The sequence below is a fragment of the Achromobacter maghribensis genome (assembly GCF_057334215.1).
This window is the reverse complement of record NZ_JBHFII010000061.1, coordinates 687,132-697,954: the sequence shown is the minus strand read 5'-3', so window position 1 is coordinate 697,954 and position 10,823 is coordinate 687,132. Positions and strand designations below refer to the sequence as shown.

Sequence of the window (10,823 nt, the reverse complement as noted above, 5' to 3'; positions counted from 1 at the left end):
GCCCCAAGGCGGCGCAGCCCCCTCGGGGGGCAGCAAGCGCGCACAGCGCGCGCAGCGTGGGGGCAACTTATCCCCGCTTACTGTGGAGAACGTTGAGGACAGCTTTGGGGCAGACCCAAAATCTCCTGTCCTGCCAAGCACTTGCACCTGCTGATCAAACAATGCGCAATCATCCTTTTGGATGAGTTTTCGCGCGTTTATCCACGAAAAGGCTGGATGTCCGTCCAGGCCTTTTGCGCCCGCCCCATCGTGTGTGGATTTGTCCCAGCATTCTGTGGAAAAGCATGAGGACAGCTTGAGGGCAGGTCCGAAATCCCTTGCGATATCAATGCCCTGCAAGGGGTGGTCAAGAAAGGCCCAAGCGCTCGATTTTCGGCCCGGGTTGTCCCCGTCAAATGTGGATAAGCCTGAGGACAGTATGCGGGTAGTCGCCAAAAACCCTTATGCGGCAACGACTTGCGGGTAGCGGGCAAAGAACGCTCAGGCGCACGTGCCAAACGCCACCGCGTTTCGCGGTGCGAGGCGATGGGGATAAGCGCACGGGCTTGTCCCCATCGAATGTGGACAAGCCTATGAACAGTCGGATAACAAGCCCGAAAAGTCCTTATCCGACAACCACTTGGAAGGGCTGCTCAAAAAAGGCGCAGCGCCAGAATTTACTTGTCGCCTTCCAGGCGCATGCCGATCTTCAGACCGACCTGCCAATGCGCCACTTTGCCGTCCTTGATATGGCCGCGCACTTCGGTGACCTCGAACCAATCCAGGTTGCGCAGGGTTTCCGAGGCGCGCTCGATGGCTTTGGCGATCGCGTCATCAGTGGACTTGGTGGAAGAGCCCACCAGTTCGATTTGCTTGTAGACATGATTCGACATTGCTCTTCTCCACTAAGGGTATGAGTCGTGAATCGTCGGCGCGCGAGCCTTTCCGGCGCTTACGACCGGCAATCCATTCGAACACACAGGATACCCCCGCGGCGGTAGAGTGGTGTTACGAGTTTCGTCGCCCGATCTCGACAGGCGACGGCTCTGCTCCCGCAACCTCGCAAGGAGATCACCATGCCTGAACGAAAAACCCTGGAACGAGCCAAGCGCGACAAGCGCGAGGGCAAGTCAGCGTCCACGCAGGCCGGAGAATTCGTACGCGAAGAAATCGAGCATGTCCGCGAAGGCAAGCACGGCGTGCGGTCCACCAAACAAGCCATCGCGATCGGACTGTCGAAAGCGCGGCGCTCGGGGGTCAAGCTGCCGGCCTCCAAGTCGGCCAGCCCAGCCACCAAGCGCAAGGCGGAACAGGACACCCATGCCGCCAAGGACGGACACGCCAAATCCTCCACACGCGCCCGCGCCACCACCACCGCGTTGAAGAAGGAAAGCGCCAAGCCGGCATCGCGCGCCGCGCTGTCGCGCCAGGCCAGCAAGACGGCCGGCCGACGCACCGCGGCGGACCGCTCGGCGGCCGCCAAGAAAGCGGCCGCGACCAAGGGCGCGGCCGGACGCTCCGCGGCGGCAAAGAAGGCGGCCCGCACGCGGGCAGCCAACAAGCAGGCAGGCGGCGCCCACCATCGCGCGGCGCATTGACGCGATGACGCGATGACGCGGCTAGCCTGCGTCGAAACGCTTGAACCGTTCCTGCAGGAATTCGCGCATGCGTTTCACTGCGGGCGACAGCAGCATGCGGTGCACGCACAGCAGGTATAAGGGCGACGGCTCGGTGCCGTAGTCCGGCAGCAGTTCGACCAGCCGGCCGGCGCGCAGGTCGCTCAGCACGTCGTAGCGCGATTTGTAGGCCACGCCGTGTCCCGCCAGCGCCCACCGCCGCACCAGGTCGCCGTCATCGCCCACCCGGTCTCCCTTGACCGGCACCGTGGTGCGGGTGCCGTCGCGCTCGAAGCTCCAGCGGTCGTGCAGCGTTTCGCCCAGCACGAACGACAGGCAGTTGTGGCGGCGCAGATCCGCGGGCGCCTGCGGCACGCCATGGCGCGCCAGATACGCGGGCGATGCGCACACGACGCGACGGTTGTGTTCGGACAGCGGCAGCGCCACCAGCGCCGAGTCGTTCGGCGTGCCGTAGCGGATGGCGATATCGACCGGTTGCCGGTACAGGTCGGCCAACCGGTCGCTGATGCGCACCTGGAAACTCACGCGCGGATGCTGGTGCTGGAAATCGTCCAGCCAGGGCAGCAGCACATGGCGCCCCAGGTCGGACGGGATCGAGACCGACAAGGTACCCGAGATGGCGGTCTTGTCGCGGGCCATGGCGTTCTTGCCAGCCTCAAGCGTGGAGATCGCTGCGCGGGCATATTCCAGATAGCGTTCACCATCGGCCGTCAGCCGAAGGCTACGCGTGGACCGCACGAACAGCCGCGTTTCCAGCGTCAGTTCCAGCCGCTTGAGCGCGGCGCTGGCCACTGCCGGCGACAAGTCTAGTTCGCGGGCGGCGGCGGAAAAGCTGCCGTGGTCGGCGGCTGCCACAAAGATCCTCAAGTCCTCGAACCGGACCATGGTTGCCCCATTTTCAAAAAATTATTGAAACTGAGTCGGATGCTAGCCGGTTTTTCAACGTTCCGGACTAGGTAATCATGAGTCCATTCCCCGACCTGTCTGGAGTCAACGCATGAAAATCGAACTGAACGGCAAGAAAGCCCTGGTCACCGGATCTTCTGGCGGCATCGGTCTGGCCATCGCCATGGGGCTTGCGGAAGCCGGCGCGGACGTGGTCCTGCATGGCCGCAATGCCGACAAGCTGGCCCACGCCGCCCAAGCCATCGCCGACAAATTCCCGACCGCCCACGTCAGCACCGTGCAGGCCGACCTGGCTACCGCGGACGGCGCGGCATCCGTCTGCGCCGCCCACCCGGACGTGGACATCCTCGTCAACAACGCCGGCTTCTTCGCGCCCAAGTCCTTCACCGAAATCACGGACGACGACTGGCAGGTCATGCTGGACACCAACGTCATGAGCGGCATCCGCTTGTCGCGCTACTACCTGCCCCGCATGATGGCCGCCGATTGGGGTCGCATCATCTTCATTTCCAGCGAATCCGGCGTGCAGATCCCCGCCGAAATGATCCATTACGGCGTCAGCAAGACCGCGCTGCTGGGCGTGTCGCGCGGGCTGGCCGAACTGACCGCCGGCACCGGAGTCACCGTGAACGCCGTACTGCCCGGCCCGACGCGATCCGAGGGCGTGGCCGACTTCTTCGCCGAAATGGCCAAGGAGCAAGGCGTGTCGCAGGACGACATGGAACGCGACTTCATCGCCCAGCATCGCCCGACGTCCCTGCTGCGCCGCCTGGCCACGGTAGAGGAAGTGGCCAACATGGTCGTCTACACCTGCTCCACGCAGGCCTCCGCCACGAACGGCGCCGCGCTGCGTGTGGACGGCGGCGTCGTGCGCTCCATCCTCTGATTCCCCTCTGACCCGACCCGAGCCCGCCATGAAAGCCATCGCCTACTTCAAGAACCTGCCTGCCGATCAGGCCGACGCCCTGCAAGACATCACGATCGACGAGCCCGTGCCCGGCGACCACGACCTGCTGGTCGACGTGCACGCCATTTCCGTCAATCCCGTGGATGTGAAGATCCGCGCCAACCGCGCGGCCAAGGACGGCCAACCCGAAATCCTGGGCTGGGATGCCGCCGGCATCGTGCGCGCCGTGGGCGCCAAGACCAGCCTGTTCAAGCCGGGCGACCGCGTCTGGTATGCCGGCGCCCTGAACCGCCCGGGCGCAAACAGCGAACGCCACGTGGTGGACGAGCGCATCGTCGGCCGCATGCCCGACAGCCTGGACTTTGCTCAGGCCGCGGCGTTGCCGTTGACGACCATCACCGCCTGGGAACTGCTGTTCGACCGCCTGCGCGTGCTGGACAACACCGCCCCCAGCCAGCACAGCCTGCTTGTCATCGGCGCGGCAGGCGGCGTGGGATCCATCCTGGTGCAGTTGGCGCGCCAATTGACCGGCTTGACCGTGATCGGCACCGCTTCGCGGCCCGAGACGCAAGCCTGGGTACGCGAACTGGGCGCCCACCATGTCATCGACCACAGTAAGCCCCTGACGGAAGAACTCGCGCGTATCGGCTTTGGCCAAGTCAGCTATATCGCGGGGCTGAACCAGACCGACAAGCACTTCCCGCAGATGGCGGCGGCAATCGCGCCGCAAGGGAAAATCGCGCTGATCGACGATCCCGCCGCTATCGACGTGCGTCTGCTGAAAGGAAAATCCGCGTCGCTGCACTGGGAATTCATGTTCGCGCGCCCCCTTCACAACACGCCCGACCTGATCGCCCAGCACGAACTGCTGAACCAGGCGGCCCGCCTGATCGACAACGGCACGCTGCGCACGACGTTGGGCGAACACTACGGCAAGATCAACGCCGCCAACCTGCGCCGGGCCCACGCTTTCATCGAAAGCGGCAAGGCGCAGGGCAAGGTGGTGCTGGAAGGGTTCTGACCCGGCCGCTTCCGAGCGCATCCGCGCGGTTTGGCCTGGAGGGCCCAAGAAAATCCCTCCAGGCCATTACCCGGATTTGGGGACACCGGGCCGAGCGTCGGGCGGCAGATCTCGCCATTCCGGCCAGAAAGCGGTAAAAACGCGGGCGGACTGTTCCGTGCGAATTTACCGGGAGTTTCCCCTGCTTGCCCATTTGATCGATCAAACGCTCGAGCCGCTCCTGTGGGGGATGGTTGCGTTTACCCTGTTGATGCTTCGGCTTGCGCCGCTGCAAGGCTGGAAGGCCGCCGTCGTCGCCGGCGTGGCGGCCGGCATGGTGTTCGACACCATCCAGTTCCGCGTCGGCCCGCCGCGCCTGTGGGACTCGCTGGTCCTGACCTCTGTCCTGGCCGCATTGCTGGCGGCAGCCGTTTTGGAAACGGCTGTTCACCTGTTCACACGGGTACGCGCCCGTCGCGCCTGACCCTGAAGGCTAGGCGCTAGCGCCAGGCAGCACCAGGTCGCCTACCCGATAGGTCTTAGCCGCGCCCTTCCCGCTTGGCGCGGGCATGGGGGTCATTGATCTCGGTCTCGAGTTCCGTGATCAGCCAATCGAACCACCCCGTCTCGGTGCGGGCGTACACCACGGCGGCGGGCGTCTTGCCGTCGCGCCAACCCGGTTGATGCGTGTCCATCCAGGACGCCAGGCTCTTATGCGGCGCCAGCAGACCCGACAGCCAGCTCCAGAGGTACTCCGGAACATTGCGCCGAAACCCTTTTGCGCTGGCGTAGAGGGTAGGCTCCAGCGGCAAATTGCCCGAGCGGGCCAGCTTCGCCTGCACCCGGCGCAGCGTCTCGGCCGCAGCCTGCAATTGTTCGGTGCTGAGCTTTTTCACGTAGGAACTCCTGGATTGGATTTGCCCGGATTATCGCCGGAGGAGCCGGCGCTTTCCAAGCGCCGTGTTCTGGCCCGGGTCAGCGCTGGGCGCGGGGCAGGTTCAGCCCCAGCAGGCAGGTCGCGCTGAACCGCGCGCCCGCTTCCAGCGTGCGCATGCCGGTGCGCGTATCGCCATCGGCGGCCCGATTAAACGCATCGGCCACGTTCGTGACCGGTTCCACGCAAAGGAAATCCGAGCCCGGCGCCGTATAGACCACAAGATGCGCAAACGCCGGATCGGCGTGCAGCGCCAATTCATGCCCGTCCGCCCAGTGCAGCGTGGCGCGCCCCTCCCACTGCGACAGATAGGTGTCGCACCCGTCGGCCGACCGGCGCAGTTCGCGCACATGCTTGACGCGGCTGCCCGTGGGCAGGCCATCCGCGTCGGCCGTCCACAGCCGCCGCGCGTTCAATGTGACCCGCTCGGCGGTGAAATACGGATGAATGCCGAAGCCGAACGGCATGGGCGTATCGCCCTGGTTGACGATGATGAAGGACAGGCTCAGCCCGCGCGCGTCCAGCCGATAGCGCTGCACGCATTCAAACGGCCAGGGCCATCCCAACACGCCAGCCGGCTGGTTCAGGACCAGATCGATGCTGTCGGCCGCGTGGTTGCGCACATGCCAGGCCTGGAACAGGCCCGCGCCGTGTATTGCGTGGGGCCGCCCCGGCACGGACTGCAACGCATGGCGCGCGCCGTCGAACGTGAACACGCCATCGCGAATGCGGTTGGAATACGGCGCCAACGGGTAAGACCCCGCCCGCGGCCATTTCCCCGCCGGCCACTGGGTCTGCGTCAGCGGCACGATCCAATCATGCGCGCCCGTGGACAAACGGGTCAGACGCCCGCCGCCGCCCGGCGCGAATTCCGCCTGGTGGCCACCGCCGGCAATAACGACCCGTTCGGACGCATCCAACGGGTCGGCGAAAGGGTAATCCTGCATCAACAGCTCCCGCAGCCATCACAAGGCCGCGTCGCCAGATTGTGACGCCGCCGCACCTAAGCGGCAAGCGCGCCGGTCCTCCTGTCCGAAACGCATGCGCCCGGACAAACAAGTCCCATCGCCGTCCCCCTGCCGCCTGCTCCGGCCCGATACAATCACGGGCATGAATTCAGCAACACAAAACACCGCCGCCGACGCCCACGCGGGCCACACCCCGATGATGCAGCAATACCTCCGCCTGAAAGCGGAGGCTGGACCCTTGCTGCTCTTCTATCGCATGGGGGATTTCTATGAAATGTTCTATGAAGACGCGGAACGCGGCGCGCGCCTGCTCAACCTCACGCTGACCAAGCGCGGCTCATCCAACGGCATTCCGATCCCGATGGCCGGCCTGCCTGTCCACGCCATGGAGCAGTACTTGGCGCGCCTGGTCGCCATGGGCGAATCCATCGCCATCTGCGAACAGATCGGCGACCCGGCCGCCTCCAAGGGCCCCGTTGAACGCCGCATCGTGCGCATCGTTACGCCCGGCACCCTGACCGACGACGCCCTGCTGCCCGCCAAGGCAGACCGCGCGCTGGCCGCCGTGTTCGTCAGCGGCAACGCCCGCGCGCCGCGCGCCGGGCTGGCCTGGCTGAACCTGGCCAGCGGCGAGTTCCGCGTGACCGAATGCGCGCCTGCGCAGCTGGAATCCGAACTGCACCGCATCGCGCCCGCGGAAATCATCTGCGCCGACAGCGCCGATTTCGACTTCCCCTTCGAAGGCGCTCGCGCCCGGGTGCCGGACTGGCACTTTGAAAGCGACGGCGCGCGCGCGCATCTGCTGGCGCACTTCAAGACGGACACGCTGGCAGGCTTCGATATCGAAGACATGCCGGCCGGCATCTGCGCCGCCGGCGCGCTGCTGCGCTATGCGGCGCGCACCCAGTCGCAGGCGCTGGCGCACGTGCAAAGCCTGTCGGCCGAGCGTCCCGGCCAGTACGTGCTGCTGGACCCGGTCACCCGCCGCAACCTGGAACTGACCCAGACGCTGTCCGGCGAAGACTCGCCCACGCTGTTCTCGCTGCTGGACGGCTGCCGCACGCCCATGGGCAGCCGGCTGCTGCGCCGCTGGCTGCACCATCCGCTACGCGAGAACGATCAAGCGCTGGCGCGCCAACAAGCCATCTCGGCGCTGCTGGCCGGCCGCATGGACGTCGAGCAGACCTTCGGCGTGGCCGGCTTAGGCGCGGCCGGCCTGCTGGAATCGCTACGCGCGGCGCTGAACGCCTTCCCCGACATCGAACGCATTGCCGCACGCCTGGCGCTGCGCTCGGTACGCCCGCGCGAATTGGCCAGCCTGCGCGACGCGCTGGAATCCCTGCCGGCCTTGCGCGATCTGGTCGAACCCATGGCGAATTCCCCGCGTCTGGGCGAGCTCATCTCGCACCTGTCGGTAGACCCGGCGCTGGCCGCGCTGCTGGTGCGCGCCATTGCGCCCGAGCCTGCCGTGGCGATTCGCGACGGCGGCGTGCTGGCGGCCGGCTTCGATGCCGAACTGGACGAACTGCGTGGCTTGGCGGCCGACGGCGGCGACTTCCTGGTGCAGCTGGAAGCGCGCGAGCGCGAGCGCACGGGCATCAATAACCTGCGCGTGGAGTTCAACCGCGTGCATGGCTTCTACATCGAAGTCTCCAAGGGCCAGACGGCCAAGGTGCCGGAAGACTACCGCCGCCGCCAGACGCTGAAAAATGCCGAGCGCTACATCACGCCCGAATTGAAGACATGGGAAGACAAGGTGCTGTCCGCCCAGGACCGTTCGCTGGCCCGTGAAAAGTGGCTGTTCGAACAATTGCTGGACGTGCTGGCCGAACATGTGCGGCCGCTGTCCGACTGCGCCGCTGCACTGGCCGAACTGGATACGCTGGCGGCCCTGGCCGACCACGCGCGCCGCCACGACTGGATGGCGCCGGACTTGTCCGAACAGGCCGATATCGATATCGAGGCCGGCCGCCACCCCGTGGTCGAACACGCCATCGAACGCTTCACGCCCAACGGCTGCCGCCTGGACCCCGCCCGCCGCATGCTGCTGATCACCGGCCCGAACATGGGCGGTAAATCGACCTACATGCGTCAGGTGGCGTTGATCGTGCTGCTGGCGCGCATCGGCAGCTTCGTGCCCGCCACCCGCGCGCGCATTGGCAAGATCGACCGCATCTTCACCCGTATCGGCGCGGCCGACGACCTGGCGGGCGGGCGCTCGACCTTCATGATGGAAATGACCGAGGCGGCTGCCATCCTGTCGGCCAGCACGCCCAACAGCCTGGTGCTGATGGACGAGATTGGCCGCGGCACCTCCACCTATGACGGCCTGGCGCTGGCGTGGGCCATCGCGTGCCGCCTGCTGGCGCACAACCGCGCGTTGACGCTCTTCGCCACGCACTACTTTGAACTGACCCGTCTGCCGGCCGAACAGCCGGCCTCCGCCAACGTGCACCTGGCCGCGGCGGAATCGGCCAGCGGCATCGTCTTCCTGCACGAAGTGCGCGAAGGCCCGGCCAGCCGCAGCTATGGGATCCAGGTGGCGCAACGCGCCGGCGTGCCCGCTGCGGTGATCCGCCAAGCCACCCGCGAGCTCGAACGGCTGGAAGCGCAGGGTTCGCCCACACCGCAGCTGGGCTTGTTCTCGGCCGCGGCGGACGCCGACGCGCAGGCCTACGCCGACACCGAGCGCTCCGACGAAATCGAGGCGCTGAACGTCTTGCGCGAATCGCTTGCCGCCATCGACCCCGACAGCCTCACCCCGCGCGAAGCGCTGGATGCCCTCTACCGCCTGAAGAAGCACCTTCAATGAACCTCGACCAACGCCTGCCGCTGCTGGGCAACCAAAGCCCCAACGACTTCATGCGCCGCTATTGGCAGCGCAAGCCGCTGCTGATCCGCCAGGCCATCCCCGGCTTCAAGCCGCCGCTGACCATCGCGGCCATCAAGAAGCTGGCGCGCCGCGACGATGTCGAATCGCGCCTGATCTGGCGCGAGAACGGCGAATGGCAAATGGAGAACGGCCCGTTCGCGCGCCTGCCCAAAGACAACGAAGGCGATTGGACGCTGCTGATTCAAAGCGTGGACCTGCTGAGCGATGCGGCATCCGAACTGATGGGGCTATTCCGATTCATCCCCGACGCCCGTCTTGACGACGTGATGATCAGCATTGCCAGCCACGGCGGTGGCGTCGGCCCGCACTTCGACAGCTATGACGTCTTCCTGTTGCAGGCCGCTGGCGAACGCGAATGGCGTTATGGCCGCCAGAAAGACCTGTCGCTGGAACCCGGCCTGCCGCTGAAGATCCTCAGCAATTTCCAGCCTGAAGAAAAGGCCGTGCTGGTCCCCGGCGACATGCTGTACCTGCCGCCGCAGGCGGCCCATGACGGCATCGCCATGGGCGATGGCTGCATGACCATCTCGATCGGGTTCCGCTCCCCCACGCAGGCCACGCTGGCACGCGGGCTGCTGGAAGCCGCCGCCGACCAGGTCATGGCGCGCGTCGGGCTGCTGGGCGGCCCCTACGGTGAACCCGCCCTGCCCGGCCCCAAACTGTCCGCCGTCTATCGAGACCCGGGCCAGCCCGCCGTCGACACGCCCGCGGCACTGCCCGATGCCCTGGTGGCCGCCACGCTGGAAACCGTGGAAAAACTCCGTTTCGACGACGCGCTGGCGTCGCGCTTCCTCGGTTGCTGGCTGACCGAACCGCACAACCTCAGCGTGTTCGACGCGCCCGACGGCATGGACGTGGACCTGGAAGAAGACTGGCCCGCCTCGGGCAGCCTGGTGCTGGATCGCCGCAGCCGCATGCTGTATCGCGGCAAGCAACTCTTCATCAATGGCGAAACCGCCATGACGCCCGCCGAGGCCGCCCTGCGAACGCTGGCCGATGCACGCAGTCTGGATTGCGCCGACCCGGCCTGCGCAAAGCTATCCGACGATGCACGTTCATGCCTGGCGGATTGGGTGGATTCCGGGTGGATTCATTACCGTGCGGCGTAGTATCCAGACACGTGCGCGTATCTGACTTACACAGAACGCAATCAGGTCTATGCGTGCGGTCACATAAGGAAAGACATAACACGGAGCTGAAAGGTTTGTTGCCATTGGGATGCGACCTTTTTAACTTTCACACGCGATAGGGCCCCGGCTTCCTGTAGCCTGGATTCTGGTTTCCCCTAAGGGGGTTTCAAGAGTCGTCATCTACAGGAGTCCAAAAATGATGAGCAAAACCTTGATTATTGCCTCGGTGCTGGCAGTGTCGCTCAGCGCTTGCAACAAGAAGGAAGATGCCCCGGCGCCCGCGAACAACCCCACTCCGGGCGCTAGCACGCCTGCCCCGAGCACCACGCCCCCGGCCACGTCGCCGGCTCCGGCGCCCACCCCCGGCACGACGCCTGGTGGCGGTTCGAACACCCCGGGCGGCTCGACCACCCCCGCGTCTTAATAAAAACAGAGACGAACCCCCGCTCTGAAGACGTAGAAAAGCCCC

11 protein-coding genes are annotated in these 10,823 nt (G+C 65.8%); 7 read left to right on the top strand and 4 right to left on the bottom strand.

The window, feature by feature from the left end:
• Nucleotides 1–656: 656 nt before the first annotated feature.
• Entirely contained in the window at nt 657–872 is a 216-nt protein-coding gene (locus ACE039_RS29300; protein ID WP_054426601.1) for a dodecin, read from the bottom strand.
• A gap of 183 nt (nt 873–1,055) precedes the next feature.
• Here ACE039_RS29300 and ACE039_RS29295 point away from each other — a divergent pair, with 183 nt between their 5' ends.
• Complete coding sequence (locus ACE039_RS29295) at nt 1,056–1,577, top strand: DUF6496 domain-containing protein (RefSeq protein ID WP_313465273.1); 522 nt, start codon at nt 1,056–1,058, stop codon at nt 1,575–1,577.
• Between the two features lie 21 nt (nt 1,578–1,598).
• Here the strand turns inward: ACE039_RS29295 and ACE039_RS29290 are convergent, their stop codons facing one another.
• A complete protein-coding gene (locus tag ACE039_RS29290; RefSeq protein WP_485824083.1) occupies nt 1,599–2,501 on the bottom strand; it encodes a LysR family transcriptional regulator in 903 nt (300 codons plus the stop codon).
• Between the two features lie 112 nt (nt 2,502–2,613).
• Here ACE039_RS29290 and ACE039_RS29285 point away from each other — a divergent pair, with 112 nt between their 5' ends.
• The 3 genes from ACE039_RS29285 to ACE039_RS29275 all read left to right on the top strand — a co-directional run bounded on the left by ACE039_RS29285 (nt 2,614) and on the right by ACE039_RS29275 (nt 4,913).
• The gene (locus ACE039_RS29285) at nt 2,614–3,408 is read left to right on the top strand and encodes an SDR family NAD(P)-dependent oxidoreductase (RefSeq protein WP_448711551.1); all 795 of its coding nucleotides are present in this window, start codon (nt 2,614–2,616) and stop codon (nt 3,406–3,408) included.
• Between the two features lie 28 nt (nt 3,409–3,436).
• Nucleotides 3,437–4,450 (top strand): zinc-binding alcohol dehydrogenase family protein, encoded by a 1,014-nt coding sequence (locus tag ACE039_RS29280; protein WP_105557459.1) that lies wholly within the window; start codon nt 3,437–3,439, stop codon nt 4,448–4,450.
• 157 nt (nt 4,451–4,607) lie between these two features.
• The gene (locus ACE039_RS29275; protein WP_233214043.1) at nt 4,608–4,913 is read left to right on the top strand and encodes a hypothetical protein; all 306 of its coding nucleotides are present in this window, start codon (nt 4,608–4,610) and stop codon (nt 4,911–4,913) included.
• A gap of 55 nt (nt 4,914–4,968) precedes the next feature.
• Here the strand turns inward: ACE039_RS29275 and ACE039_RS29270 are convergent, their stop codons facing one another.
• On the bottom strand, nt 4,969–5,325 hold the full coding sequence (locus ACE039_RS29270) for a hypothetical protein (protein ID WP_105557457.1): 357 nt from the start codon (nt 5,323–5,325) through the stop codon (nt 4,969–4,971).
• Between the two features lie 79 nt (nt 5,326–5,404).
• Nucleotides 5,405–6,310: an aldose epimerase family protein gene (locus tag ACE039_RS29265; protein ID WP_105557456.1), complete on the bottom strand. Its 906-nt coding sequence runs from the start codon at nt 6,308–6,310 to the stop codon at nt 5,405–5,407.
• A gap of 163 nt (nt 6,311–6,473) precedes the next feature.
• Here ACE039_RS29265 and mutS point away from each other — a divergent pair, with 163 nt between their 5' ends.
• The 3 genes from mutS (at nt 6,474) to ACE039_RS29250 (ending at nt 10,778) form a co-directional block, all read left to right on the top strand.
• On the top strand, nt 6,474–9,143 hold the full coding sequence (mutS, locus tag ACE039_RS29260; RefSeq protein WP_485824082.1) for a DNA mismatch repair protein MutS: 2,670 nt from the start codon (nt 6,474–6,476) through the stop codon (nt 9,141–9,143).
• Nucleotides 9,140–10,333 carry a ribosomal protein uL16 3-hydroxylase gene (locus ACE039_RS29255; RefSeq protein ID WP_485824081.1) on the top strand — a complete coding sequence of 398 codons (1,194 nt, stop codon included), beginning with the start codon at nt 9,140–9,142 and terminating at the stop codon, nt 10,331–10,333. The genes mutS and ACE039_RS29255 overlap by 4 nt, the downstream gene beginning before the upstream one ends.
• 217 nt (nt 10,334–10,550) lie before the next feature.
• The gene (locus ACE039_RS29250; RefSeq protein WP_105557453.1) at nt 10,551–10,778 is read left to right on the top strand and encodes an endopeptidase; all 228 of its coding nucleotides are present in this window, start codon (nt 10,551–10,553) and stop codon (nt 10,776–10,778) included.
• Nucleotides 10,779–10,823 lie beyond the last annotated feature (45 nt).